Annotated in this window: 21 protein-coding genes; 15 read left to right on the plus strand and 6 right to left on the minus strand. The window is 62.8% G+C overall.

What is annotated here, in order from left to right; genetic code table 11:
- Positions 1-68: 68 nt before the first annotated feature.
- From CACC_RS10215 to CACC_RS10250, 8 genes are all read left to right on the plus strand, one after another.
- The gene (locus tag CACC_RS10215; protein WP_035108558.1) at positions 69-1436 is read left to right on the plus strand and encodes a dipeptidase; all 1368 of its coding nucleotides are present in this window, start codon (positions 69-71) and stop codon (positions 1434-1436) included.
- 245 nt (positions 1437-1681) lie between these two features.
- Entirely contained in the window at positions 1682-4690 is a 3009-nt protein-coding gene (locus CACC_RS10220) for a Na+/H+ antiporter subunit A (RefSeq protein ID WP_005279468.1), read from the plus strand.
- Positions 4691-5191, plus strand: a complete 501-nt coding sequence (locus tag CACC_RS10225; RefSeq protein ID WP_005279466.1) for a Na(+)/H(+) antiporter subunit C — start codon at positions 4691-4693, stop codon at positions 5189-5191.
- Positions 5184-7049 (plus strand): Na+/H+ antiporter subunit D, encoded by a 1866-nt coding sequence (locus CACC_RS10230; protein ID WP_005279464.1) that lies wholly within the window; start codon positions 5184-5186, stop codon positions 7047-7049. The genes CACC_RS10225 and CACC_RS10230 overlap by 8 nt, the downstream gene beginning before the upstream one ends.
- Positions 7042-7569 carry a Na+/H+ antiporter subunit E gene (locus tag CACC_RS10235; RefSeq protein ID WP_005279462.1) on the plus strand — a complete coding sequence of 176 codons (528 nt, stop codon included), beginning with the start codon at positions 7042-7044 and terminating at the stop codon, positions 7567-7569. Before CACC_RS10230 ends, CACC_RS10235 begins: the two co-directional genes overlap by 8 nt.
- Positions 7569-7844 carry a monovalent cation/H+ antiporter complex subunit F gene (locus CACC_RS10240; protein WP_005279460.1) on the plus strand — a complete coding sequence of 92 codons (276 nt, stop codon included), beginning with the start codon at positions 7569-7571 and terminating at the stop codon, positions 7842-7844. The genes CACC_RS10235 and CACC_RS10240 overlap by 1 nt, the downstream gene beginning before the upstream one ends.
- The gene (locus tag CACC_RS10245; RefSeq protein ID WP_005279458.1) at positions 7841-8221 is read left to right on the plus strand and encodes a monovalent cation/H(+) antiporter subunit G; all 381 of its coding nucleotides are present in this window, start codon (positions 7841-7843) and stop codon (positions 8219-8221) included. The genes CACC_RS10240 and CACC_RS10245 overlap by 4 nt, the downstream gene beginning before the upstream one ends.
- 15 nt (positions 8222-8236) lie before the next feature.
- Entirely contained in the window at positions 8237-9739 is a 1503-nt protein-coding gene (locus tag CACC_RS10250) for a glycosyltransferase 87 family protein (RefSeq protein ID WP_005279456.1), read from the plus strand.
- Between the two features lie 154 nt (positions 9740-9893).
- On the opposite strand, the gene CACC_RS10255 is transcribed toward CACC_RS10250, so the two are convergent.
- Genes CACC_RS10255 through CACC_RS10265 form a run of 3 tightly spaced genes read right to left on the minus strand, consistent with a single transcriptional unit; the run spans position 9894 to position 12327 of the window.
- Positions 9894-11033 carry a glutamate--cysteine ligase gene (locus CACC_RS10255; protein WP_005279454.1) on the minus strand — a complete coding sequence of 380 codons (1140 nt, stop codon included), beginning with the start codon at positions 11031-11033 and terminating at the stop codon, positions 9894-9896.
- 44 nt (positions 11034-11077) lie between these two features.
- Positions 11078-12028, minus strand: a complete 951-nt coding sequence (locus tag CACC_RS10260; protein ID WP_249852941.1) for a LytR C-terminal domain-containing protein — start codon at positions 12026-12028, stop codon at positions 11078-11080.
- Between the two features lie 23 nt (positions 12029-12051).
- The gene (locus tag CACC_RS10265; RefSeq protein ID WP_005279449.1) at positions 12052-12327 is read right to left on the minus strand and encodes a DUF3263 domain-containing protein; all 276 of its coding nucleotides are present in this window, start codon (positions 12325-12327) and stop codon (positions 12052-12054) included.
- On the opposite strand from CACC_RS10265, the gene CACC_RS10270 reads away from it, so the two are divergent.
- The 4 genes from CACC_RS10270 to cls all read left to right on the plus strand — a co-directional run bounded on the left by CACC_RS10270 (position 12326) and on the right by cls (position 16310).
- Entirely contained in the window at positions 12326-12949 is a 624-nt protein-coding gene (locus tag CACC_RS10270; protein ID WP_005279447.1) for a peptide deformylase, read from the plus strand. The genes CACC_RS10265 and CACC_RS10270 overlap by 2 nt on opposite strands.
- 2 nt (positions 12950-12951) lie before the next feature.
- Positions 12952-13953: an N-acetylglutamate synthase, CG3035 family gene (locus tag CACC_RS10275; protein ID WP_005279445.1), complete on the plus strand. Its 1002-nt coding sequence runs from the start codon at positions 12952-12954 to the stop codon at positions 13951-13953.
- Positions 13954-14036: 83 nt separating this feature from the next.
- The gene (locus CACC_RS10280; protein ID WP_005279443.1) at positions 14037-14846 is read left to right on the plus strand and encodes an exodeoxyribonuclease III; all 810 of its coding nucleotides are present in this window, start codon (positions 14037-14039) and stop codon (positions 14844-14846) included.
- Positions 14847-16310, plus strand: coding sequence for a cardiolipin synthase (gene cls, locus CACC_RS10285; RefSeq protein ID WP_005279442.1), 1464 nt, complete (start codon positions 14847-14849; stop codon positions 16308-16310).
- A gap of 97 nt (positions 16311-16407) precedes the next feature.
- Here cls and CACC_RS10290 read toward each other — a convergent pair whose 3' ends face one another.
- From CACC_RS10290 to CACC_RS10300, 3 genes are read right to left on the minus strand one after another with little or no spacing between them, the layout of a single operon-like run.
- Positions 16408-17184: an ABC-2 transporter permease gene (locus CACC_RS10290; protein WP_005279441.1), complete on the minus strand. Its 777-nt coding sequence runs from the start codon at positions 17182-17184 to the stop codon at positions 16408-16410.
- Between the two features lie 6 nt (positions 17185-17190).
- Positions 17191-18174 carry an ABC transporter ATP-binding protein gene (locus CACC_RS10295; RefSeq protein WP_005279440.1) on the minus strand — a complete coding sequence of 328 codons (984 nt, stop codon included), beginning with the start codon at positions 18172-18174 and terminating at the stop codon, positions 17191-17193.
- A 30-nt stretch (positions 18175-18204) separates the two neighbouring features.
- Entirely contained in the window at positions 18205-18699 is a 495-nt protein-coding gene (locus CACC_RS10300; protein WP_005279439.1) for an NUDIX domain-containing protein, read from the minus strand.
- Between the two features lie 70 nt (positions 18700-18769).
- On the opposite strand from CACC_RS10300, the gene CACC_RS10305 reads away from it, so the two are divergent.
- From CACC_RS10305 to CACC_RS10315, 3 genes are read left to right on the plus strand one after another with little or no spacing between them, the layout of a single operon-like run.
- A complete protein-coding gene (locus CACC_RS10305) occupies positions 18770-20215 on the plus strand; it encodes an MCP four helix bundle domain-containing protein (RefSeq protein ID WP_005279438.1) in 1446 nt (481 codons plus the stop codon).
- Positions 20215-21222, plus strand: coding sequence for a glutamate ABC transporter substrate-binding protein (locus tag CACC_RS10310; RefSeq protein WP_005279437.1), 1008 nt, complete (start codon positions 20215-20217; stop codon positions 21220-21222). Before CACC_RS10305 ends, CACC_RS10310 begins: the two co-directional genes overlap by 1 nt.
- The gene (locus tag CACC_RS10315) at positions 21219-24260 is read left to right on the plus strand and encodes a serine/threonine protein kinase (RefSeq protein ID WP_005279436.1); all 3042 of its coding nucleotides are present in this window, start codon (positions 21219-21221) and stop codon (positions 24258-24260) included. The genes CACC_RS10310 and CACC_RS10315 overlap by 4 nt, the downstream gene beginning before the upstream one ends.
- The last annotated feature ends 3 nt before the right edge of the window (positions 24261-24263 follow it).

A 24263-nucleotide genomic window follows, 5' to 3' on the forward strand; every position in this document is an offset into this window, starting at 1 on the left:
CGCGTACCTATTCCATTTAATTTATGGCTTACTTTATGGCCCGCGCACGGCAGGGTACCGTGGGGTGCATGACAAATATCATTGACAGCGTACGCAGTGACCGCGACACCATCTTCCGCCAGCTCAGCGAGCTCGTGGCATTCAACTCCGTCCACAATGAGCCAGGTTTGGAAGACCAGGCTCAGGGCGCAAGCCAGTGGGTAAAGGCCGCGCTGGAAGAGGCCGGGGCAACGGTAGAAACCATCACCACCGCGGATGGTTCCACCGCCATTTTGGGCGAGCGCAAGGGCGAGGAAGGCGCTAAAACCGTCCTGTTGTACTCGCACTACGATGTCGTGCCCGCCGGAGACCGCGCGGCCTGGGAATCCGATCCGTTCACCTTGACCGAGCGCGCCGATGCCGAGGGCACCACCCGCTGGTACGGCCGCGGCGCGGCGGACTGCAAGGGCAATGTGGCCATGCACCTGGCAGCCCTGCGAGCACTGGAAGCCAATGGCGGCACGAAGGTGAACCTGAAGTACCTCATCGAGGGCTCCGAGGAGCGCGGCGGCGAGGGCCTGTCCCAGCTCATCAAGGACCGCCCGGAGCTTTTCGCTGCCGATGCCATCCTGATCGCGGATGCCGGCAATGCCGCCGTGGGCCAACCCACCTTGACCACCTCCCTGCGCGGCGGCGCGCAGATTGAGGTCGAGGTCAATACCCTGGCCGCGCCCGTACACTCCGGCCAATTCGGCGGCGCGGCCCCGGATGCGGTGAAGGCGCTCATGCGCACGCTGGATTCGCTGACGGATGAATACGGCCGCACCACCATCGATGGCGTGGATACCAGCGCCCACTGGCAAGGCCAGGAATACCCGGCCGAGGCCTTCCGCGGCGATGCGCAGCTGCTCGAGGGCACCGAGATCATGGGATCCAAGGACCCGGAGGGTGCTACCCCGGTGGCGGATATGGTGTGGTCCCGCCCGGCCCTTTCCGTAACCGGCTTTACCTCTACCCCGGTGGCTGAGGCCGTCAACGCCGTGCCCGCTACCGCGGCCGCCAAGCTGAACCTGCGCGTTCCAGCAGGCACCGATGCCCGCGCCATCGGCGAGGCCGTCTGCGAGCACGTGAAGAACCACGCCCCGTGGGGCGCGCACGTCAAGGCTGAGGTCGTGGAGGCCAATGCCGGTTTCTCTACCGACCCGGAAAAGCCCGCCGTGGCACTGTTGGGCCAGTGCCTCTCCGAGGCCTACGGCAAGGACACCGCAGCCCAAGGCATGGGCGGTTCCATCCCGCTGACCACCGAGCTGCAAGAGGCACACCCCAACGCGGAAATCGCCCTCTACGGCGTGGAGGAGCCCAAGTGCACCATCCACTCCGCCAATGAGTCCGTCGATCCCACCGAGATCGAACACGTCGCCGCCGCGGAGGCTCTTTTCTTGCAGCGCTACGCTTAAAAAAGCGCGCAATGGCGGCATATAATACTGTGCACGAAAAGTAATCTTTCGAAGTTGTGGAAAAACCGGTAAACTTTTGACGAGTTGACCCCGTTTCCGGCCACGCTACTTGCACAAGTGGGACAGTTCGTACTCGGCCGAGTGCGAACTGTCTTGGTGTGTATATGCTCCCGGCGCATATGCCCACGCACCGCGGCACCGAGGGTCTGAGAACTTGACACAACCTAAGGAGCGCAGATTCCAACGTGCTAATACTTCTGGGTGCCCTCATCGTTGCCACCGTGGTTGCACCGCTGCTCATCATGAATGTGGGCCGCCCAGCCTTTGGTTTATTGGCAATAGTTCCCGGTGTCGGTTTCGTGTGGACCCTCGCGCACTTTGCCCGGGGTACCTTCCGCGATGGCGGCACGCTGAATTACACCATCGAGTGGATGCCGGCCGCGCACCTCGCCGTGGATCTGCGCATGGATGCCCTAGGCGGGCTCTTTAGCCTTATTATCCTGGGCATGGGCGCGTTGGTCTTGCTGTATTGCTGGGGTTATTTCGATTCCACGCGGCGCCGCCTTGCCATGTTCGCCGGCCAAATGGTGGGCTTTGCCACCGCCATGTTTGGGTTGGTCACCTCCGATAGCCTGCTGCTCATGTACGTCTTCTGGGAGATCACCTCCCTCTTGTCGTACCTATTGGTCAGCTACTATGCCGAGCGCGCCTCCTCGCGCCGCGCTGCACAGCAGGCCCTTATGGTCACGGTCTTGGGTGGCCTGTCCATGCTGATGGGCATCTGCCTGCTCGGCCGGCAGACCGGGGCGTGGACATTTAGCGAAATCCACGCCTACGATCATTTCCCCCAAACGCCATACGTCACCGTCGCCATCGTGCTCATCCTGGTCGGCGCGCTGACCAAGTCCGCCATCGTGCCGGCGCACTTCTGGCTACCGGGTGCCATGGCCGCGCCGACGCCGGTCTCGGCGTACCTGCACTCCGCGGCCATGGTCAAGGCCGGAATCTACCTGGTCGCGCGCCTGGCACCGGATATGTACGAGGTCGCCACCTGGCACCTCGTGGTCATTTCCTTAGGCGTCTTTACCATGCTGCTCGGCGGCTGGATGGCGCTGAAACAAAAGGACCTCAAGCTCATTTTGGCCTATGGCACGGTCTCCCAGCTGGGCTTTATTACCTCCATCGTGGCGGTTGGCTCCCGGGAGGCCATGCAGGCGGGCCTGGCGCTGACCTTTGCTCACTCGCTCTTCAAGGCTGCACTGTTCATGGTGGTCGGCGCCATCGACCACTGCTCAGGCACGCGCGATATTACGAAGCTATCCGGCCTCGGCCGCAGGCAGCCCTTCCTTTACAGCCTCGCCCTAATCTCCGCCCTGTCCATGGCGGGCGTTCCCCCGCTCTTTGGTTTTGTGTCCAAGGAGGCCGTGCTGGAATCCACCATGCACGAAGGACTGCTCATTGGCATGCCGCGCAATATGATCCTGGTGGCCTATGTGGCAGGTTCCATCCTCACCATGGCCTATGCCCTGCGCTTTTTGTGGGGCGCGTTTGCCTCCAAGAACCTCCCGCACGATAAGGACGGCGTCTCTGCGGCCGTGGCCACGATGCACAAGGTCAACGTGGGCCTGTGGCTCGCCCCGGCCGTGCTCACCGCGCTGACTATCGCGCTTGGCCTCGCGCCGCAGGCGCTCTCGGCGGCCATCGATCAGCACCTCGATTCCACCTTCGGGGCAGGCGAGCACCACGGCCTGGCCCTCTGGCACGGGTGGTCGGTGACCTTGGGCGTATCCGCCATCATCATCGTGGCCGGCATCATCGTCCACTGGCGCCGCCAGGTGCTGGAGCAATGGCAGTTTGCGTACCCCGCGCTTGGCGATGCCGACGCCGTCTACGACAAGGTCATCTCCACCCTGCGCAAGCTCTCCCTGCGCACCACGGCCGTGACCCAGCGCGGTTCGTTGCAGCTCAACCTGACCGTCATCTTCGCCACCCTCATGGTGCTGCCGCTGACCATGCTGATTACCGGTGATCTCACGGATATCCGCATGGTGGTTGCAGAAAATCCCTGGCAGATTGTCGCCGCCATCATCATGATGGTGGCCGCCATTGCCGCCACGGTGACTGATAACCGCTTGTCCGCCGTCATCATCGTCGGCATTACCGGCTATTCCTTGTCTTTCGTCTTTGCCATCCATGGTGCCCCGGACTTGGCGCTGACCCAGCTGCTCACGGAAACCATCATCATGGTGCTATTCATGCTGGTGCTGCGCCGCATCCCGGCGTCTACCGAGTGGAAGCAGGACCCGAAGATGGGCCGCCTGCGCGCCTGGCTCTCCGTCGGCACCGGCTTGACCGTCACCATCGTGGCGATGTTCGCCATCAACGCGCGCTCGGCCGAGCCCATCTCGCAGTACATGCCGGAGCTGGCAAAGGAGATTGGCCACGGCGCCAATGCCGTCAACGTCTTGCTGGTGGACCTGCGCGCCTGGGATACCTTTGGTGAGATCACGGTGATCATCATCGCCGCGCTCGGTGTGGCCTCCCTGATTTACCGCACGCAATCCTTCTCTAGGGACAGCCGCCGGCCTACCCTGCAGGTCACGGGCCGGCGCTGGCTGGCCGCGGGCGCGGAATCGGAGCAGGCGCTCAACCGCTCGCTGATGATCGATGTCTCCACCCGCGTGCTCTTCCCCTCCATGATGGCGCTGTCCTTCTACTTCTTCTTCGCCGGGCACAATGCGCCAGGCGGCGGCTTCGCCGGTGGCCTTGTGGCCGCACTCGCACTCATCCTGCGCTACCTGGCCGGTGGCCGCGCGGAGCTCGATGAGGCCCTGCCCATCGATGCCGGGCGCACCATGGGCGCTGGCCTCACCTTCTCCGCCCTGGCGGTGGTGGTGCCGATGTTCTTTGGCTACCCGCCGCTTACCAGCGGATATACCTCGCCCGAAATCCCGCTTATCGGCGCGGTCTCGCTGCCTTCGGCGCTGGTCTTTGACCTGGGCGTCTACCTCATCGTCGTGGGGCTCACGCTCTACGTGCTCAGCTCGCTCGGCGCCAAGCTGGATGAGGAAGAAGAGATGCGTAAGCAGCGCGCCCGCGACCGCGCCCGTTCGCTTGCGCGGAAGAACCGGGAGCGCAGCACCAAGCAGAAGGCCCAAAGGGCGCAAAAACAAGAGAAGAAACAAGAAAAGGTACCAGCCGCAACGAGCCCCTCCGGCACAGATTCCGGGGACAACGCAGGAAAGGAGAAATAAATGCAAGCCAACCTCTTCCTCCTGCTCGCCGCCGGAGTGATGGTTTCTGCGGGCATCTACCTCTTGCTCGATCGCGCCATGACCAAGATGCTGCTCGGGCTGCTCTTGCTGGGCAATGGCGCCAACCTCTTCATGCTGCAGGCCGGTGGCCCGGCGGGCTCGCCGCCCATCGATGGCCGCGAGGCCCAGCCTTATGGCAGCGATATTGCGGATCCACTTACCCAAGCGATGATCCTTACCGCCATCGTCATCTCCATGGCGCTAACGGCCTTCATCCTCACCTTGGCCTACCGCCAGTACCGCTACCGCACCGCCGACGTCATTGAAGATGACGCCGAAGACACCGCGATTGCCGCCAAGGCCTCCAAGCCCGGCAATGCCGCGGCGAGCGCGGATCATGATGCCTCCAATGACCCCGCCACCGGGCGGGCCACCAAGGAAGGCGATAATTTCGGCCCCGAGTCCTTCGAGGAGCCAGTGAAGGGAGCCGAAGATGACTGAGCCATTCCACCAGGCGGCCGAGGCGATGTACCCGTATGTCGGCGCCCTCATCCCGCTGCCGGTTATCATCCCGGCCGTGGCCGCGGCGCTCTCGCTGCTTTTTGCCCGCATGCCTAATGTGCAGCGCCAGATCGCCTTTTTCTCCCTGCTGATTACGGCTGCGGTGAACGCGAGCCTGATCATAATAGTGGATTTCCATGGCATACAGACGCTGCAAATTGGCGGCTGGGATGCGCCGGTGGGCATCACGTTGGTAGCGGACCGGCTCTCCACGATGATCCTCTTTACCTCGTCTGTGGTGCTGTTCTCCGTTATCTGGTACGCCATTTCCCAGGGTGTGCGCGATGGCACCAAGGACGAACCGGTCGCGGTCTTCTTGCCCACCTACATGTTGCTGACCATGGGCGTAAATATCTCCTTTTTGGCCGGCGACTTGTTTAACCTGTACGTCGGCTTCGAGGTCTTCCTTGTGGCCTCGTATGTGCTGTTGACCTTGGGGGCATCGGCAGGCCGCGTGCGCGCCGGCGTGGGTTATGTGATGGTCTCGATGGCCTCATCCATGATCTTCCTGCTGGCGCTGGCATATGTCTATGCCTCCGTCGGCACCATGAACATGGCGCAGATTGGCCAGCGCATGCAGGACATCCCGGAGGGCACCCGCACCGCCATCTTCGCCACCTTGCTCGTGGCCTTTGGCATTAAGGCCGCGGTGGTGCCGCTAGCCGCCTGGCTGCCGGACTCCTACCCCACCGCGCCCTCGCTGGTGACGGCCGTCTTCGCCGGCCTGCTGACCAAGGTCGGTGTGTACGCGATCATCCGCGCGCGCACGTCCATCTTTACCAATGGTGGGCTCGATACCGTGCTGATGTGGGTGGCGCTGGCCACCATGCTGGTGGGCATCCTGGGCGCCATCGCGCAGACCGATATTAAGCGTCTGCTGTCCTTTACCCTGGTCAGCCACATCGGTTATATGATCTTTGGCGTCTCCTTGGGCACCGCCCAGGGGCTATCCGGCGCCATTTTCTACGCCATCCACCACATTCTGGTGCAGACCGCGCTTTTCTTGGTCGTCGGCCTCATCGAGCGCCAGGCCGGTACCTCCTCGCTCCGGCGCCTGGGCTCGCTGATGTATTCCGCCCCGCTTATCGCCGTGCTGTATTTCATCCCGGCCATCAACCTGGGCGGCGTACCGCCGTTCTCTGGTTTCTTGGGCAAGATCATCCTCATTCAGGCAGGCGCCAATGAAGGCTCCTGGCTGGCATGGGTGCTTATCGGTGGCGCACTGGTGACCTCGCTGCTGACTCTTTATGTCATGATGCTGGTCTGGGCCAAGGGCTTCCAGCGCGACCGCGCCGATGCCCCCGAGGGTAACGTCGCCCTGGCTCGCCCCGCCCCGCTTTCCGATATCACCGATGAGGTCGAGTTCTCCTCCCGCCAGGACGTCGGCCGGGTGCCGTTCGGCATGCTGGGTGCCACCGCACTACTGGTCATCGCCTCCACCTCGATTACCTTCCTCGCCGGCCCGATTTCCGGCATTACCTCCCGCGCGGCCGAATCCGCGCAGGATACCTCCATTTATCAGTACGCCGTATTGGGCGAAAACGCCGATAACCCTACCCGGCACCTTGACCAGAAGGAGCGCTACGAAGGCGGCGCGGACTCCTACAAAGAGCGCAGCCACCTGCTGCCGGATCCCGGCCCGGCCCACGATCCGAAATCCGCCGCGCCGGAGACCCCGAGCGCTGAAACGCCGAGTTCGGAGACACCGAGTTCGGAGACGCCGAGCAAGGATGCGCCGGGGAAATCGGGGGCATCGGAAAGCCCTACGCCAGTAAAGAAGGAGGCCCGCGATGACTAAGAGCCGCTTTGCCGGTGTGCGCTACCGTTTCCGGCCGTGGTTTACCGTCTGGATCACGGTCATGTGGTGCATGCTCATGGGCGAAATCACGGTGGGCAATGTGGTCGGCGGCCTCCTCGTCGCCCTGGTCATCGTCTTTGCCCTGCCGCTGCCGGCGATGCCCATTGCCGGCGTCGAGGTCGCGTGGGGCAAATTCTTCCGCTACATGCTCCGCTGGTTCTGGGAGCTGTTTTACGCCTCCCTCAAGGTGGGCTGGCTCGCCTCAAGGCCGCAGCCGCTGCCCAAGACCGCCATCCTGGAATTGCCGATGCGCCTAGAAAATGAGTTCATCCTCTCCCTTGCCGTGACGCTATATAACCTGCAGCCGGGTGGAACGGTGACGGATATTGACATCGCCAATCGCATGATCACCATCCACATCCTGGATGCCCGGGATGAGGCGCAGATCCAGCGCGAAATCGATGCCGTGTCCCGCCTAGAATCTTCCATGATCGAGATCTTTGAAAGGAGCCACCCATAATGGATCCGCAGATCTATCACGCCATCCTGCTGGTTCCCGCATTCCTGCTGTGGGTCTCCGTATTAATCACCGTCTGGCGCATTATCGTAGGGCCCAACTCCCTCGACCGGCTGGTGGGAATGGACGGTTTTACCGCCATGTTCCAGTGCGCGCTGGCGACCTACATGTGCTGGTCGCTCGATACCTCCGTGGTCTCGGCCATGCTGGTCATCGCGCTGCTCGGCTTCATCTCCACCGTATCCGTCACCAGGTTTAGGAAGAGGGATAACCAATGAGTTGGTCACTAATCGCCGATATTCTCTCGCTCATCCTCGTCATTAGCGGAAGCCTGCTCATCCTCGCCGCCGCCATTGGCCTGGCGCGCTTTAAGGACACGATGTCCCGCGTGCATGCCGTGAGCAAGCCGCAGACGACCGGGCTCATCCTCACCATCATGGGTGCGTTCATCCGCATCACCGGGGCGGAATCATTCAGTATGGCCGAGCGCGGTGATTTGGGTATGCTTATTTTGCTGGTACTGTTTGCGATGTTTACCAGCCCGGTGACCGCGCAGCGCACCTCACGCATTGCACGCCGTGAAGGCCTGTACGGTTCCGAGGAATCGATGTCGCGCAATGATCGCCCTGCCGGCCGTTCGCTGCGCCGCAAATAGGAGGCACCTTTAACCGTGAAAAAGCTATACGGACTGCCTACTCTGGCCACCCTTTTGGTTGCCTTTTTTATTTTCAGCCTCTCCCGCTATAGCAAATACGACGGTCCCAATGCCTTCATCTGGCGCGTGCCGTTGGATCTGAAGATTTACTGGCTCGCCGGCGGCGAGGTTGCCGATGGCGCCAACCTCTATGACAACGCCTACATTGGCAACCTGCCTTTTACCTACCCGCCCTTTGCCGGCACGCTATTCAAGTGGATTTCCTCGCTTGCCGATGACCCCCTTATCATCCTCTGGCAAGGCGGCACCATCCTTGCCTTATTGGCCGTCATCCTCATGGTCTTCCACGAGCGCGGCCTCAAACTATCGCCGTTGACCTGGGTCGTTGGCATCCTGCTGGTCCTGTGCGCCCCGGCCGTGGAGCCGATGTACGGCACCTTGTTCTACGGCCAGATCAACGTCTTTTTGATGTTCCTGGTCGCCCTCGACCTCATTCCTAAGAAGTGGGCGCTGCCCGGCGTTGGCATCGGCCTCGCTGCCGGTTTGAAGCTCACCCCGGCCTTCATGGGGTTGGTGCTCCTATTCCAAAAACGCTGGTGGCAGGCGGTCATCAGCGTCCTTACCTTCGCGGTGACCGTGGCGATTGGTTTCGTCACCATCCCGGACGCCGAGGTGTTCTGGACCGATGCCATCTTCAATTCCTCCCGCGTGGGTGAACACACCAACCCGGGCGCGCAGTCCATCCGCTCGCTCATGGTGCGCGCGTGGGGCATCGACGGCGGCTGGATGTGGCTCGCCGCCGTCGCGGTCGTCTTCGTCCTGACCTGCCTGGCACTGCGCACCGCAATGAAGCACAAGAATAACTCCGCCGCCATGGCCTTGGCCGGCATTAGCGCGTGCTTGGTCTCGCCCTTTTCCTGGTACCACCACTGGGTCTGGGTCTTCCCGCTGGCCATCGTGGTCCTCATCTCCGTCAACCAGGCACTGGGCAAGCGCCTGCGCGGTGTCATCGGCGCGCAAGTTGCAGCGCTGGTCTCCTTCGCGGCCATGTGCATCGTGCTCTTGCCCTATGTCTCCGCAGCCTTCTGGCTCGAAGGCGCGAACCGCTCGCTCAACCACTGGGATTTCCAGCCCTGGGCGATGCTCTTTTTCACCGGCTCCGGCATCCTCTACATCGCCTTTTATGCCCTCTGGGGATTCATCCCCGGCACCCAGCCCAGCAAGGACGAGCCCCACGCCGGCCAGCACGCGGCACAGCCCGCTGCTCAGCCTCAGCATGCCCAAGCCCAGCATGCCCAGCCGCAGCGCACCCAGGCTTCCGGTGTACCCGCAGCTGGTGCACCTGCGTCTGGCGCACCTGAGTCTGGCGCTACCTCGCAGGGTGCTTCTGCCCCCGATGAAACCGCAGAGTTCCCGGTATTTAACCCCGAGACCCGCGAGTTTCCTTCCACCGAGGGCTATACCGATATCCCGGCTCCCCCGTCCTACGGCGGCCGCCACGCCCGAGACAACGGCTAAGCGGCGCGCGACCGCGCACGCAGCTAGGGCGTGCGGTAACCACCTGCGAACCCCTGCACCGCGGCCAGCTACCTGCTGTGTGGCACTAGGCGTGCGGTCACTGAGCGCGCACGCTTAGAGCCGGTCATCGGTTTGCTAGTTAGTGGTCAGCTGCTTAGCGCACCGGCCGGAAGGTGTGCAGTTCGCGGCAGGTTTCTTCGACGACATCGCGCCAGCTGCCGGTTTCTTGGAAGAGCCGACGTTGGCGTTCGTATCCGGCGCCGCCGTCGATGATGTCGTGCACTACGGCCAGCTCTTCCGCGCAGCCTAGCTCACGGGCTAAGGGAGTGAGTTCTTCTACCATCTGGGCCAGTTCATCCTTGACCCAGGCCTCGTCCGTGTCGCGCGAGGTAATAACGAGGGCATCCATGCCGTAGCGAGCACCGCGCCACTTATTTTCCGCCACGTGCCACGGCTGCAAGACGGGCAGCTCCTCGCCCGCATCAATCATGCGGTCATAGTGAACGACCAGGCAGTGCGTGAGCGCGACGACGGCGGATAGCTCCCGCAGGTTCGAGGTGGCATCGGATACGCGGACCTCCACGGTGCCCCACTTCGAGGCCGGGCGGATATCGAAGTGCATCGAGCCGGTGTGGTTAATGACCCCGGAAATAGCCTGATCCCGCATATAGGACTGCCACTCGCCCCAGGTGAAGAATTGATACGGCATGCCGGCGGTGGGCAGCTGCTGGTACAGCATGGTGCGATTGGAGGCGTAACCCGTATCCAATCCTTCCCACCCCGGCGAGCACGCAGAGATGGCCAAGAGGTGGGGGTACTTTGTCATCAGCGCATTGATGATGGGCCAGACGCGATCCTCGTGGCTGATACCCACGTGGACGTGGGTGCCCCACAGCAGCATCTGCTTTCCCCAGTACTGGGTGCGAGCGATGATCTCTTGATAGCTGGGTTTATCTGACAGCGGGTTTTCCCGAAAATCCGTAAACGGGTGCCCGCCCGAGGCCCACACATCGATGCCGAGCTTATCCGCGGCTTCTTCCACGGCCGCCAGCGAGGTTTCTAGCTCCGCAATGGCTTCCGGCACCGTGGAGCAAATGCCCGTGACTAGTTCCACCGTATTCTGCAGGAATTCCTTTTCCACATGAATATCGGGGTGGGCGGCAGTGGCGAGATCGATCAGCTCAGCCCCGCGCGGGACGAGATCGCGCGAGTCGCGGTCCACGAGCGCGACTTCCCATTCCACCCCGAGCGTGGGCTCGGGGGAACGGGCGAATACTTCTGCCGGAATCTTCACCGGTCTAGCTTAACGGGTAGCGGGTAATCTTCCATGAATTTTATTTAGGCCTGTGGCACGGCGAGGGCGACCACAACGGCGCCGTCCTCGGTAGCTTCCTTGGGCAGGTCCTTATTCATGGGCTTTACTTCTGCCTGGTAGCGCGCGGCTACTTCCTTGGCCAGGGACTCCGCGGAGGCATCGCCCTCAGGGTAGAAGACGGTGGTCTTGGGCACGGTCAGGACATCGCCTGGCAGGTTGCCCACATAGCCCACCTTGAAGCCGCCGTCCTTCAACACATCGGCTTCATTCTTGGCTTTATCGGATTCGCCGGAGTTATTAAGAACGCTGACCTTAATGTCATTGCGGTCGCGCGCGGCGGACGGCGCATCGTTGCCGCCGGCCCGGGCTTCCTCCCCGCCGCGGCCTTCACCGTGCTGGTCGCGCGCACCGTGCTGGTCGCGCGCGCCGGTATCGCGGTTGGCGTCGCGGTTAGCCTCGCCCTCGGCGCCGCCGTTCGGGTGCGCGTTCTCGCCCTCACGAGGCGGCTGGTTATTGCCGTCGCGGGAACCGTCGCCGCGCGCGCCATCCGGAGCCGCACCACCGGCGCCGTTGCCTTCTTGGCCGCCATTGGCGGAGCCGTCCGACTTCGACTGCTCGGAATCAGAAGCGACGGTCGAATCATCGTCCTCCGAGGTCATGGCATAAAGGCCCCACAGGCCAAGCATCACGGCCACGGCGATAAGCACCATGGCGAGCCCGCGCAGTGGTAAACCGCTCTTTTTGGCGTGGGCGCCTCCCCCACCGCCGCCGGTCCTGGCCGCGGCGGCCCCGGCCCCAGCCCCGGCAGCGCCAGCAGCAACGTCCTCGCCGTCTACCTCATCGTCATAATCGCCGTCGTAAGCACCTTCGTAGGCGTCGTCATAATATGCATCGCCGTAATCGGCCGCGGCGGCCTCGCCGGCGGCGTCGTCGAATTGCTGGTCGTATAGATTATCCGGATTCTCTTTAGTCACTTCAGTAACACTAGTAGCAGGTTCTAACGCGGTGGGGTATTTCCCCGCGCGGCGCGCCGCGTATTTTCGCGCTCCTCCCGCAGGCGCTTCAACCGGGCCACCAGGAGGGGATGGGATTCGGCGGCGGCGGGGGCATCGAGAAGCAGGTTCAGCCGTTGGTGATAGCGCACCGGCGAGATATCCAGCTGCGCGCGGATGGCCTCTTCCTTGCGGCCAATGCTGCGCGGGGCGGTTTCCTCAAAGTCCAAAATGGCGGCGTCTAGGTCAGACAAGGGGTTCATGCTTAAACTGTAGAACATGACTATTCGTCCCATCGTTATCCACGGCGAGCCCGTGCTTCATCAGCCCACCACGCCGGTGGAAGAATCCGAGATTTCCAGCCCCGAGATGCAACAGCTCATCGCGGACATGTACGAGACCATGGAGGTCGCCCATGGCGTGGGCTTGGCGGCGAACCAGGTGGGCATAGGCAAGCGGCTCTTCGTCTACCACTGCCCCGATACCGAAGGCCCGGATGGCACCGAGCTGCCTGCGGATAAGGCCGGCATGCGCAAGGGGTGTGTTATCAACCCGGTGCTGGAGACCTCCGAGATCCCAGAGACCATGCCTGCCGATGACGGCTCCGACGACGAAGGCTGCCTCTCCGTGCCGGGCGAGGGCTTTCCCACCGGCCGCGCCGACTGGGCGCGCGTGACCGGCAAGGACGAGAACGGCAACGATATCACCGTGGAGGGCTACGGCTTTTTCGCCCGCTGCCTGCAGCACGAAACCGGCCACCTCGATGGCTACGTCTACACCGACACCCTCATCGGCCGCTACAAGCGCCAGGCAAAGAAGGCCATTAAGCGCAATGGCTGGACCGAGCCGGGCTACTCCTGGATGCCGGGCGAGGACGAAGACCCCTTCGGGCACGACGATTAATCATGTCCCGCATCTTTCGCTCCGATAACGTGCAGGTAGGCGATCGCGTCGTGGCTCGGCGCGATTTCGGCGGGGTGCATAGCGATGTCATCGGCCATGTCCTCAGCCTCGAGCCGCTGGTCATCCGCCCGCAGCTGGTCGGCGGCTACCCTTCCGATCTCGAGGCCGTGGAAATCGCGCCCGAGCAGCTGAAGATTATCAAGCGCCTTTCGCCGCGCATGGTGCGCAATTCCGATATCCGCGCCGTCGAATATGCCACCGCCCAGGCCTTTCCCGGCAAGGAGCACACGTGGACCGCGGACGGCTCCTGGCTCATGCGCGCCGGCGATGGCGTGACGGGCCGGTCCAATTCCGCCGTCCCTCTCGGGCCCTCCGCGGGCTTCAATCCGGTGCCGCTGGCGGAAATCACGGAGTTCTACCGCCGCCACGATCTCCCGGTGTGCCTGCTTATCCCGGAGCGCATTGGCAAGCCTGCAGAGCGCCTGCTTGCCGATGCCACCTGGCACACCGAACCCGAAATCCTCGTCATGGTCCTGCGCGATCTCGCAGACCTTTCCGCCGAGGCCCCGGGGTCCCACCCCAGCGGCGCGGAGTTTCGCATCGATGCCCAGCCCGATGACGCATGGCTGCAGATGTACCACTTCCGCGGCCAGGCGCTGCCCGCCGAGGCCCTGGAGTACCTGCGCGCCCGCATCGAGGGCACGATGGGCTTCGGGCGGCTCGTTATTGACGGCGAGACCGTCGCCATCACCCGCGGCACCATCACCGAATCCGGCGACGGCACCGCCTGGCTGGGATACTCCGCCGTGGAGGTAGCACCCGCGCACCGCCGCCAGGGCTTAGGAGCGCTTTTGGGCCAGCACATGCTGCGCTGGGGGCGCGAGCAGGGCGCGAAGCACGCCTACCTCGATGTCTTGGCTTCTAATACCGCCGGCATTCGTCTGTACGAAAAGCTGGGCTTCATCGAGCAGCACCGCCAGATCTACGCGCAGCTGCGCGACTAGCCCCTCGCTGCGCTGGTCCGCCTAGCCCGCCGGCCGCGGCCTGGACTAGTCCGGGCCATTGCCCGCGCGGTACTGTATTATTCATGCGCATCACCACGTGGAATATCAACTCCGTTCGCACCCGCGCCCAGCGGGCGCTGGACCTACTCCACACGCACGACATCGACGTGCTGTGCTTACAAGAGACGAAGGTCAAGGACGATAAATTCCCCCGCGTGGCCTTCGAGGATGCCGGCTACCATGTCACCTGCCATGGCCTGAACCAATGGAATGGCGTGGCCATCATTTCCAAAGAGCAACCAGAGGAAGTCTTTACCGGCTTCCCCCACCAGCCTGGCTTTGCCAAGGACCCAGAAAAGCCCCAGGACCGCGAAGCCCGGGCGCTTGGTGCGCGCATCCGCGGGGTAGAAATCTGGTCGCTGTATATCCCCAACGGCCGCGAGATCACAGACCGCCACTACGACTACAAGCTGGATTTCCTCTACCAGCTCGCCCGCTACGCCGCGGGGCGCGCCCAATCCAAGCTGCTTTTAACCGGCGATTTCAATATCGCCCCGCGTGATGAGGACGTGTGGGATATCGAGGCATTCCGCGGCAAGACGCATGTCACCGAACCCGAGCGCGCCGCCTTCCAGATGCTTGAGGAGGCTGGCCTCGAGGAGGTCACGCGCCGGTTTACCGAGGACCAACGCTATACCTACTTTGATTACAAGGGGATGCGCTTTCACAAAAACGAGGGCATGCGCATCGATTTCCAGCTGGCCTCGCCGCCTTTGGCCAAGCACGTCACCGGCGCCCGCGTAGACATGGAGGAGCGCGCCGGCGAAAAAACCTCCGATCACTGCCCGCTTCATGCAGATTTCGATCTGCCCGATTTCGATTCCGTGCGTTAAATGACCTGGTCGCTCGATCTCAGCTTCTGGCAGCTGGCCTTCCTTATCGTTGATTATTCCATCAAGATCATCGCCGTCGGCTTCGTGCCAGAAGGCCGCCGGCCCTCCAATTCGACAGCGTGGTTGCTGGCTATTTTGGTGCTGCCTGTCATCGGCCTGCCGCTGTTTTTGCTCATGGGCTCGCCGTATATCAACCGGCGCCGCCACCGCATCCAGCAAGAGGCCAATGAGCGCCTCGAGGATATTTCCGCCCGCACCCCGGACCACCCCAAGGGCATCCTGTCAGCCGAGGTGGAATCCGTCATCAAGCTCAACCGCGAGCTAACCGGCTTTCCTGCGCTCATTGGCCACAACCTGGGCCTGCATGCGGATTACGATGAATGCATTCGCGCCATCGCCGCGGCCGTGGACCGCGCCGAAAAGTACGTCTCCATCGAGGTCTATATCCAGTCCTGGGACGAGGTCACGGATGTATTTTTCCAAGCCCTCGCCCGCGCCACCGCCCGCGGCGTCAAGGTCCGCCTGCTACTGGATCAGATTGGCAGTTTTAAGTACAAGGGCTATTCCTCGTTGGGGGACAAACTGACAGAAATCGGCGTGGACTGGCGCCTCATGCTGCCCATCCAGCTGCACAAGGGCCGATTCCGCCGCCCGGATCTGCGCAACCACCGCAAGCTCGTCATCATCGATGGCGAGGTGGGCTTTATTGGTTCCATCAACCTGATCAAGCGCCAATATAAAACCGATGACCGCTTTTGGATCGACTACATGGTGGAGCTATCTGGCCCCATCGTCACCGCCATGACCGCGGTCTTCGCGGTGGATTGGTACACCGAATCCGGCGAGAACCTCCCGCTGGATGAGCTGCCGTATGACGATGCCCAAACAGTCGACGCCAACTACCTGCAGATGATTCCCTCCGGCCCCGGCTATACCACCGAGCCCAACCTGCGCATGTTTAACTCCCTGGTACACCACGCCAAGCAGCGCCTGGTGCTGTGCTCGCCGTATTTCGTGCCAGACGAATCCCTCTTAGAGGCCGTGACCACCGCCTGCTACCGCGGGGTGGATGTGGAGCTTTATGTCTCCGATACCGCGGACCAGTTCATGGTCAACCACGCCCAGTCTTCCTATTACCAGGCGCTGCTTGAGGCCGGGGTGCATATCTACCAATTCCCCTACCCGTATGTTTTGCACTCCAAGTTCATCATCACGGATCCAGATGACCAGGAGTTCAATCCGCTGTGCATGTTCGGCTCGTCCAATATGGATCCGCGCTCCTTCGGCCTCAACTATGAGACCACCATGCTCGTGGCCAAGGGCGATCTCCTCGCCCAGTTCAACCAGCTCGCCTCCAATTACCGCGCGGTGTGCCACGAGCTCACCCTTGAGGAGTGGAACCAGCGCGGCTTTGTCCGCCGCTACGTCGATAACGTCATGCGGCTAACTTCGGCCCTGCAATAAGCATTGCTTGCCGATGCCCCTCCCAACCCCGATTCCTTTCCAGCGACGGGGATACCCCGCCCCCGTCGCCCGTTGCTCCCTAACTAGGGAGCAACGTTTAGGCATCGCGCTTGTGCAGCACGAACGCGCCAAGGGCCCACAGCACCGCGGCCCAGATGAAGAATACGACGCCGCTGCCTGCGGCCTCCGTCCACAGCGCGTTATCCACTGGGGTATTAGACAGCCAGTTCTGGAAGGCGGTAAAGGGCATGTAGCTGCCGATCTTATCGCCCACGACCGGAATCATGCTGACCATCTGGTCCACGCCTAGGTACAGGATGAGGCACAGCGCCACAGAACCCGCGGTCTGGCGAATGAGCATGCCGACGCCTTGGGCAAAGGCCACCACGAGGGCCGCGGCCAGTGGGTACTTCCACAGTTGCTCGCGGCCTACTTCATCGTTCCAGGGGTCGAAGGTGGCGGAAATGGAGCTATCGGCAAGCAGATCCGTGAACAGGTACGCGCCTACCACGCCGATGAAGGCCAGGACGGCCGCAATGACCGCGTATAAGACCAGCTTGGCCACGGCCACGCTCCCGCGCCGCGGGGAGGCCATGAAGGTAATCGCTTGGGTGCCGAAGCGATATTCCGTGGTCACCAGCATGATGGCCTGAATCATCAGCACAGGCAGGCCCAAGGTCACCAGGAATACGACGGTAAACTCGGGCTCAATAAGTTGGAAGCCCATGTCAATGGCCTCCGGCTCGAGCGGCTCCATCAACGCGGCGCTGGTGCCGGCCCAGCCCCACGAAAACAGGAGGAATAGTGCGGTGGTCCACCAGAAGGAGCGGGTGGTACGCAGCTTAATCCACTCGGATTTCAAGATATTCAACATGGCGGATTAAACCTCCTGCTCGTTGGGGCGGGCGAACCCACCGGACTGGCCTGGCTGGCCTGGCTGCGCGCCAGGCGTGCCGGCGTGATACTGCACGGCATCGCCGGTGAGATCCATGAACGCATCCTCCAGCGAAGCGCTTTTCAGGGTGAGCTCGTGCAGCGGCACCCCGGTGGAATAGGCAAGCTCGCCCACGAACTCGGTGGTCTGGTTGATGACCTCGAGCCGCGGGCGGCCCTCCTCGTCCTTGGATTCGGTAAAGGAAACGCCCTCCTTCTTGAGGGCCTCCCCGAATTCCGGAAGGTGGTTAGAGCGCACATACACCAAGGACTGCGAGTGGCCGCGGACGAACTCGTGGGTCGGCTTATCCGCAACCATCTTCCCCTTGCCAATGACCACGAGGTGATCCGCGGTCTGGGCCATCTCGGACAAGAGGTGGGAGGAAATCAAAATGGTGCGGCCTTCTGCGGCCAGCGCGCGCACGAGCTGGCGCACCCAACGGATGCCTTCTGGATCTAGGCCGTTGACCGGCTCATCCAGGATGAGGATTCCCGGATCGCCCAATAGGGCGCCCGCAAGGCCCAAGCGCTGGCCCATGCCGAGGGAAAAGCCGCCGGCTTTCTTCCCGGCGACATCGGAAAGCCCCACCAGCCCCAGCACCTCATCCACGCGAGAGGCGGGAATGCCATTGGCCGCCGCCATCCACTTCAGGTGATTCGCGGCCGTGCGGTTGGGGTGCACCGCCTTCGCGTCCAAAAGCGCGCCCACCTCGCGCAGCGGGTGCGCGAGATCGTGGTAGTGCTTGCCGTTGACGCGGACCTCACCGGCCGTGGGCTCGTCCAAGCCCACGATCATCCGCATGGTGGTGGATTTGCCGGCACCATTGGGACCCAAGAAGCCGGTGACCACACCGGGCTTTACTTGGAAGGTGAGATCCTCAACGGCGCGGACAGACCCGTAATCCTTAGTCAGTCCTTGTACTTCAATCATGAGCACTAGAATGCCATATTTTTGGATACCTTACCGGTTCAATTTTTCCACCCGCCGCCGCAGGGCGGGAAAGGCGTGGCGAAATGGCGCGATAAGCGGTAATTTTTCCACCTCATCTAGGCCCACCCAGCGCAGCTCATGCGATTCCTCGTTGGCGGTGGTGGGCAGACGCAGGCCGCTGCGGGTGCGCGCCAGCACGGTGGTATAGGTCCACTCCCCCGGCAAATCCCCCGCCGGTGGATAGGGCCCGGCCGTTACTTGGGTGTCGAGCACCTCGACATCGGCAGGCGCGATGGCGCATTCCTCGTGCGTTTCCCGCAGCGCGGCCTGGGTGGGGCTTTCTTGTAAGTCCCGCGCCCCGCCGGGAATCCCCCAGGTATTGCCGTTATTGGTCCACGCGGCGCGGTGTTGCAGCAGCACCTCGCGCCCGGCGACGAGGAAGAGGCCGGCGGCACCGAATTTTCCCCATACGCGAATGCCACTGGGGCCCGCCGCCCAGCCGTCTCCACTGTGAGGGTTATGCATATTTCCTATCCTAGCCACACACGCGGGTAAATGGTGGCGCCCAGCACACTAGGGGCGTTATTCTAAGTGAATGACTGAGCAGGCAGTGCGGGTAGAGTCAGAGCGCGATGAGGACGCTCACCCCAGCGATCACTGGCTGGATGAGGTTACCGCGCCCTCTCGCCCGGCCCTAAGCGGGCTCACCCACCGCGCCATGGAATGGTTTGCGGGCCCGGCGCGCCTGCTGCGGCGGTTTTATTACTTCGCCTCCACCACCCCAGGCAAGCTTTTTACCGTCACCCTGATCCTCACGGTGGCGTTGGGAGCCGCCGGCTTATCGATGTCCCAGTCTTCCGCCGCCCGCCACTCCGACCTCGACGAGCTGCTTAATACCACCGAGCCGATGTCCAATGCGGCCCACCACCTCTATAGCTCCCTATCGGTGGCAGATACCATCGCGACCACCGGATTCGTGCAGGCCGGCGTGGAATCAGAGGGCAACCGCGAGCGCTATAACGATGCCATCGATGCCGCCTCCATCGCCGCGACCGAATCCGTGCTGGGCACCACGCCTGACGATGCCCGCGTGCGCGACCTCGTTACCTTCATCCAGCGCGAGCTGCCCATTTATACCGCGATGATTGAAAAGGCGCGCTCGAACCACCGCGCCGGCAATGCCGTGGCTAATTCCTATATGTCCAATGCCTCCTCGCTCATGCGCGAGCATATCCTGCCGGCGGCCTCTGAGCTTTTCCAGCTGACCACCGCAAAGGTCAACCAGGAGCAGCAAAAGCTCACCTCGCCGCAGTGGGTGCCGCTATCAGGCCTGCTGGCCGCGGTCTTCTTCCTCATCGTGGCGCAGTGGTGGCTGTGGCGCCAGACCCGCCGCCGGTTTAACCGCGGCTTTTTAACCGCAACGGTGCTGCTCTTCTTGGCCGTTTTCTGGGTCGCACTTTCTAATTTGGCCACGTGGTCCACCGGCCATCAGGGCTTTGAAACGGCCTCGCGCCCGTGGGATTCGCTGACAGCCTCGCGCATTGAGGCCCAGCAGGCGCGCACCTCAGAAACCCTCGCGCTGGTGCTGCGCTCCTCTGAGGAAGATACGCTCGAGCGCTTTTCTGGATCCGTCGAGTCCATCGAAAAGGCGTTGGGGGATTATGAAAGCGCGCTGCACGACGATGACGTCGAGGTCAACGATCCCGAGCTCATCCACAGCGCCCGCGCCGCCACCGAAAAGTGGCAAGACTCGCACGAAAAGCTCATGGAAGCGCTGAGCGAGGGCGACTATGACGAAGCCGTCTACCAAGCCACCATCACCGATCCCGAGGATGGCGAGACCACCGCCGCGCAGTCCTTTAATGAGCTCGATAGCGAGCTTTCAGAGCTCATCGGCCAGGCGCGCATCGCCATGCGCACCTACTTAGAGCGCGGACTGACCGCCATGACCGCGGTCTCCTCCGCTGTCTTCCTGCTCACCCTGTGCGCCATCTTCGCGGTGTGGCTGGGCATTCGTCCCCGACTGCAGGAGTACCTCTAATGCGCTACCGTGCACCGCTTACCGCCATCGTTGCTGCCTGCAGCATCCTCGCGCTGGCCGGCTGCGATATTCGCTCCGTCCCGCCGCTGGAATCGCCGGAGCAGCAAGCACTAGATGCCAGCCCTGGCCCGCCGCTGCCGGAGGGATCCACCGTGGAGGAAGCCGGTAGCACCGCGCCCAAAAAGGAAGACGAGACCGATCTAAAAGGCACCTACCGGCCGGATGATAAAACGGCGAAGGAGCGGGTGCCGGACATCCTCAAGCGCGGGCGCCTTATCGTGGGCGTAGACCGCTCCAATAACCTGCTGAGCTACCGCGATGCCGCCTCCGGCGATGTCCGCGGCTTCGAGGTCGATATCGCACACGAGATTGCCCGCGATATCTTCGGCGATCCCAATAAGGTGGATTTCCGCTTCGTCGAATCCTCCGACCGCACCGCCGCGCTGGATAATGGCACCGTCGATATCATCGTGCGCACCATGACCATTAGCCCCGAGCGCGAGAAGGAAGTGGCCTTTTCCATCCCCTATATGACCACGCAAACCCGCATGCTGGTGCTCACCAGCTCCGGGATGAATTCCATCGATGATGCCGATGGCAAGAGGTTGTGCGGGGTGCGCGGGTCCACCGCGCTGGATACCATCCGCGAGCGCGCCCCCCAGTCCGATATCCTCATCACCCGCTCCTGGGGCGATTGCCTCATGGCGCTGCAGCTCAACCAGGCCGATGGCGTGGTGGTTGATGATGCCCTGCTGTCCGGCATGGCCGCGCAGGATTCCTATACCTCCATCGTGGGCGAGCCCTTAAAGACCGAGAACTACGGCGTTGCCGCGCGCCTTCCCAACAAGGATCATGACACCCGCCCGCTGCTGCGCCAGGTCAATTCCACCTTAGAGCGCATCCGCCGCGACGGGACGTGGTCCGACATCTTTGACAGGTGGCTAGGCGCTTACCTAGACGAGCCCACCCTGCCGTCGGGGACATACATCGAGGAAGATAAGTCATGAACCATAACCCGAATTTCAGCGAAGACGAGCTCGAATACCTCGAGCCCGAAAACCTCGATACCCAGCGCCAATTCCGGCAGCCCACCAAGGCTTCCTACCGCGACGCTGACCCCGACCGGGACCGCGACCAAGACTCCAACCCAGACCGCAGCCAGGACCGCGATCGCGACGCCGCCGATTCCCCCAACACAGCCAGCACAGCCGATGACGCTGACACCAACGCCGCCAACGCCGCCAACGCCGCCGCTGGCTCGGATACCGCCGCTGCCAACGCCGGCGCGGACTCCCCCACCGCGAGCACCAACGCTGCCAACCGCAGACCTGCCAACCGCGACGTCGGGGCCGATACCGCGGCCACCACTCACAACGCTGATGCTAGCGACAATGGCACTAGCGAAGCTGATGTCGATACCGCCGCGGCGCAGGTCCCTGGCACAGCCCCCGCCGCTGCCTTCCCGGATACGGAGGCAACGAGCAGGCAAACAACGGACGGCAGCACGACTGGCCCAAGCACTGCTGCCCAGGGCACGGCGGGCCAAAGCACAGCTGGACAAAGGACGGCAGGCCAAAGCACGGCTGGTCAGGATACCGCGGCCCAGGGTGCGCGAAACGGAAACACCGCCGACGAGAGCGGCAACGCCGGCGATACCGGCGGAGTGGGCACGGCGGCCGTGGCGTATGACCCATTCGCGAGCGAACCCATCGAGCACCGCGGGGATCCGGGGACTTCGGCGGTGGCCTTTGATCCTTTCGCCGATGACGATGAAGACGACGACGGTTCCATCGACCCGGATCACCTCTCCAGCCTGCTCGCGGACTTAGAGAATATCCGTGCTCAGCGCGAGAGCGAGCGCGATGAGAAAACGGCCCAGGAAAAGTCCTCGGAACGCTCGCGCCGGCAGGCGATCGATACCTTCCGCGAGCGCCGCGGCACGCAGCGCACCGAGCGGCCGGTTGCTGATGGCATGGTGCGCCTGCCGTTTATCACCCCGGCCGATCCCACCGCCGCCCTCATCGACCCCAAAGAGAAGATCAAGGGCAAAAAGGTTCCGCCGCCGCAGCTGGAACCGGGCGATATGGTCGCGGAGCAATACGAAATCCTCGGCGTCATCGCCCACGGCGGTATGGGCTGGATTTACCTGGCCAATGACCACTACGTCTCCGGGCGCGTGGTGGTGCTCAAGGGCATGCAGGCCCAAAAGTCCGCCGATGAGACGGCCGCGGCCGAGGCGGAGCGCGAGTTTCTGGCAGACATTACCCACCCGGGCATCGTCAAGATTTTTAATTTTATCGACGATGACCGCGTGCCGGGTGGATTCATAGTCATGGAGTACGTGGGCGGGCCATCGCTAAGAAGCAGGCGCAATAAGCAACCCAACGAGCTGCTGCCCGTTGACATTGCCATTGGCTATATCCTGGAAATCCTGCCGGCGCTGGAGTACCTGCACTCGCGCGGCGTGGTCTATAACGACCTGAAGCCGGATAACATCATCGTCACCGAGGACCAGGTCAAGCTCATTGACTTGGGCGCGGTCTCCGGCATCGGGGCGTTCGGGTTTATCTACGGCACCCAGGGCTTCCAGGCCCCGGAGGTCGCGTCCAAGGGGCCGTCCATCGCCAGCGATATCTACACCATCGGCCGCACCCTGGCCGCGCTATGCCTCAAGCTGCCCAGCGAGGACGGCGTCTTCCTCCCTGGCATCCCCAACCCGTCCACGGAACCGGAGCTGCGACGCTTCCTCTCCCTCTACCGCCTGCTGCTGCGCGCGACGCACCGCGACCCGCAGCGCCGGTTTAGCTCCATCAAGGAGCTGCGCACCCAGCTCTACGGCGTGCTGCGCGAGGTCCTCGCCATCCGCGACGGCCGCCAGTACCCCTCCCAGCACTCGCTTTTCTCGCCGCAACGTACCACCTTCGGCACCAAGCACTTGGTCTTTCGCACGGATCAGCTTATCGATGGCATCGACCGCACCATCCAAATCACCGCACCCGAGGTCGTCTCCGCCTTGCCGACGCCCCTGGTAGACCGCGACGATGTCGGCGCCAGCCTGCTACAAGGTACGTCCTACGCCGAGCCGCAGGAAGCCCTCGAGACCCTGCGCCAAGCCATGCGGACTCCGGAATACGAGCATTCCGCCGAGATTCCCCTCGGCGTGGTGCGTTCCATGATTGATTTGGGCTATACCGACGAGGCCCGCCAGTGGTTAGGCTCCATCGAGGACCGCCTCGGCCAAGACTGGCGCTACCAGTGGTACGCCGGCATCACCGAGCTCTTGCACGATGATTACATCGATGCGCAGGAATACTTCGCCACAGTCCTCGATTTATTGCCCGGCGAGGCCGCCCCCAAGCTCGCCATCGCGGCCATCAATGAGCTCATCCTGCAGCAGATTGATTACAGTGAAACATCGCTTATCGATGCCACCGTAGCCCGCGCCTGCTCCAACCTCTACTCCACCCTGGCCGATCTCCCCTCTTCCGCCTTTGAGGGCCAGCCAGAAATCTGGTCGCATGTCACCCAAGACCCGGGCGCGCTGCGGTTTAATTCCATGCGCCTGTACGGCATCGTCTGGGCCACCAACCCCACGACCGTATCCTCCGCTTTTGGGCTTGCCCGCCAATTGCGCGCGGAAGGGCAGGTGGAGCTGTCCGTAGCAACCTTGGATAAGGTCCCCAATGCCTCGCGTCACTTCCGTATGGCGCTGCTGACCACCGTGCTGCAGCTTATCGTGCACAATCTATCGGAATCGCGCATTCGCCGCGCTGCCCGACGCCTCGAAGAAGTCCCCACCAACGAGCCGCGCTTCCTCCAAATCAAGATCGCCGTCATCTCCGCAGGCCTTAATTTCCTGCGCAACGCCGATCTCTCGCGGGCGTCCTCGCCGAATGATCTCTTCGAGTACGCCTTTACCCAGCGCGGCCTGCGCACCGGCCTGGCCGAGACCCTGCGGGCACTGGCCCGCCAGGCCCCGTTTAGCCGCCACCGCTATGCGCTGGTGGACTTGGCCAACCAGGTCCGGCCCATCACCACCTTCTAGGGC

The sequence above is a fragment of the Corynebacterium accolens genome (genome assembly GCF_023520795.1).
Lineage (GTDB): Bacteria > Actinomycetota > Actinomycetes > Mycobacteriales > Mycobacteriaceae > Corynebacterium > Corynebacterium accolens.

Excerpts from the sequence above, each read along its gene's own strand:
- CACC_RS10215 (WP_035108558.1), top strand. The coding sequence starts at position 69 with ATGACAAATATCATTGACAGCGTACGCAGTGACCGCGACACCATCTTC.
- CACC_RS10225 (WP_005279466.1), top strand. The coding sequence starts at position 4,691 with ATGCAAGCCAACCTCTTCCTCCTGCTCGCCGCCGGAGTGATGGTTTCT.
- CACC_RS10230 (WP_005279464.1), top strand. The coding sequence starts at position 5,184 with ATGACTGAGCCATTCCACCAGGCGGCCGAGGCGATGTACCCGTATGTC.
- CACC_RS10235 (WP_005279462.1), top strand. The coding sequence starts at position 7,042 with ATGACTAAGAGCCGCTTTGCCGGTGTGCGCTACCGTTTCCGGCCGTGG.
- CACC_RS10240 (WP_005279460.1), top strand. The coding sequence starts at position 7,569 with ATGGATCCGCAGATCTATCACGCCATCCTGCTGGTTCCCGCATTCCTG.
- CACC_RS10245 (WP_005279458.1), top strand. The coding sequence starts at position 7,841 with ATGAGTTGGTCACTAATCGCCGATATTCTCTCGCTCATCCTCGTCATT.
- CACC_RS10270 (WP_005279447.1), top strand. The coding sequence starts at position 12,326 with ATGACTATTCGTCCCATCGTTATCCACGGCGAGCCCGTGCTTCATCAG.
- CACC_RS10265 (WP_005279449.1), bottom strand. The coding sequence starts at position 12,327 with ATGTTCTACAGTTTAAGCATGAACCCCTTGTCTGACCTAGACGCCGCC.
- CACC_RS10275 (WP_005279445.1), top strand. The coding sequence starts at position 12,952 with ATGTCCCGCATCTTTCGCTCCGATAACGTGCAGGTAGGCGATCGCGTC.
- CACC_RS10280 (WP_005279443.1), top strand. The coding sequence starts at position 14,037 with ATGCGCATCACCACGTGGAATATCAACTCCGTTCGCACCCGCGCCCAG.
- cls (WP_005279442.1), top strand. The coding sequence starts at position 14,847 with ATGACCTGGTCGCTCGATCTCAGCTTCTGGCAGCTGGCCTTCCTTATC.
- CACC_RS10290 (WP_005279441.1), bottom strand. The coding sequence starts at position 17,184 with ATGTTGAATATCTTGAAATCCGAGTGGATTAAGCTGCGTACCACCCGC.
- CACC_RS10295 (WP_005279440.1), bottom strand. The coding sequence starts at position 18,174 with ATGATTGAAGTACAAGGACTGACTAAGGATTACGGGTCTGTCCGCGCC.
- CACC_RS10300 (WP_005279439.1), bottom strand. The coding sequence starts at position 18,699 with ATGCATAACCCTCACAGTGGAGACGGCTGGGCGGCGGGCCCCAGTGGC.
- CACC_RS10305 (WP_005279438.1), top strand. The coding sequence starts at position 18,770 with ATGACTGAGCAGGCAGTGCGGGTAGAGTCAGAGCGCGATGAGGACGCT.
- CACC_RS10310 (WP_005279437.1), top strand. The coding sequence starts at position 20,215 with ATGCGCTACCGTGCACCGCTTACCGCCATCGTTGCTGCCTGCAGCATC.
- CACC_RS10315 (WP_005279436.1), top strand. The coding sequence starts at position 21,219 with ATGAACCATAACCCGAATTTCAGCGAAGACGAGCTCGAATACCTCGAG.